General features: G+C 34.1%; 2 protein-coding genes. One reads left to right on the top strand and one right to left on the bottom strand.

All coding sequences use genetic code 11. The features are described from left to right. A partial coding sequence (locus ACWIUO_RS13660) for a hypothetical protein (protein ID WP_454178438.1) occupies window positions 1–428 on the bottom strand: 428 nt, incomplete at its 3' end. A gap of 378 nt (window positions 429–806) precedes the next feature. Here ACWIUO_RS13660 and ACWIUO_RS13655 point away from each other — a divergent pair. Beyond that, entirely contained in the window at window positions 807–1,682 is an 876-nt protein-coding gene (locus ACWIUO_RS13655) for a PBECR2 nuclease fold domain-containing protein (RefSeq protein WP_454178437.1), read from the top strand. Window positions 1,683–1,764: the final 82 nt, after the last annotated feature.

Below are 1,764 nucleotides of genomic sequence, written 5' to 3'. Positions count from 1 at the left end.
TTTCCGTCATTGTGAGAAAATCCGCTAGGATTTTCGTGGCAATCCACCCTCTTATCGTCATTGCGAGAAAATCCGCTAGGATTTTCGTGGCAATCTATGTTTGCTGTATTGCATTGTGGATTGCCACGCTCACTGCGTTCGCTCGCAATGATGGAAGTGGAATCTTTGCTTACAATGACGGAAGCAGAGTCATTATCCGTAATGACGGAGGTTTCTTTGTAAGTCTGATATTTTGACGATTTGTAGCTAGAAAGATTTTGCGCGGGAGTTACTCTCTCTCTCTCTCTCTCGTTGTTGGCAACGCTAGAAGCAAATGCAGTATTTACAAAAACCATACTCCAAATGCCAAACAAAAATAACGCACCATATTTTAATGCCCTATATTTGCCGTCTTTCAAATATCGATAGTTAGATTTTTGTGTGTCCATTTCAAACCCCTTTTTACATAATCTTTACAAAAACTTTTAGCACATTTTGGATTCTTGAAAATATGATTTTCTCATTATGTCTAGCATTTTAAGAAAATAAGATTCACAAGCAAAATGTAAAAAATAAATGCAACTATAAACAAAATAAACTTAAAATTTGCTTTTGTGAAATGAAAATAAAATCAAAAATAAAAAAATCAAAAGGGGGAGAAACATAAAATATGAAGCACATTAAAAAAAATAAAAAAGCTCAAGACAACTTAAAAAAATTGTATTGTCGTTTTTGATAGCAATCAAATCAAAGCCATAACAAATAAAGGCACATTTGATTCTAGCAATCCAAACATTTACCACGCAAATGCGACTTTAGGGGGAGGCGTGCTAGGGGGAAGCATAGCAGGGGTAGAGTATGATGAAAATGGCAACGCAACAGGCTTTAGCCCGCAGAATTTCGCGCTAGGTTTTGCAAGCGGTGTGCTAGGCAGTAAGTCATTGCAATTTTTAGCCAAAAAAGCACAAACAAACCCAAAAGCAAAAGCCTTGCTAGAGAGAATCAAGCAAAAACATAGCCACTCTAACATTGTGCAAAATAACGATATAACGGCAAATCAAACCACACAAACAAAGAATGCAAATTTAGCTACAATGTCAAATCAAAATCCAAAACTTGATAAAATCACGCCACAAAATCCACAAGGACAAAATACAATGCAAATCAAACAAAATCAAAATGGCGATTATCTGCTAAAAGATAGTGAGGGAAAAAGCCACATAGTGCGCAAAGATTTGGCACAAGAATGGATAAAAGAATTTGGACTAAAAACACTTAATGATGATTTTTTGCCAAATTTTCAACCAAAAATAAGAGATATTTTATCTCAAAATGGTGCAGATGAAATACATCTAAAAATCGGCTCATTGTTTAAGCTAGAAGCAAACCATAGAATTAAGTATTTAGACAGGATAAAACCCACGCTTGAGAATCCAAACACAATCATCAAACAAAACGATGGAGCATTGATTTTTGTAAAAGATTTTAAGGAAAAGAAGTTTTTTACAAGTGTTTCTAGGAATAAAAATGGGGAATGGGTAATCACTAGCAACGCGCCAAAATCTTTAAATAATGTAAAAAATAAAATTAAAGAGGGAGGGAAAATTTTGTATAACGAACTAGCGGAGCTTGAAACCATTAAGATTAACGCTAATGATTTTACGCTTTTGGCAGATTCTCAAAAGCAACAAACTACAAAATAATATTAGCTAAAATGACTAAAAAAGTCAAACAAAACAAAAGGACAAAAAATGGACAAAATCAACGAATTACAAGACAAAATCC

It is taken from the genome of Helicobacter sp. T3_23-1056, from assembly GCF_053654535.1.
This window is presented reverse-complemented; position numbering and strand designations above follow the sequence as displayed.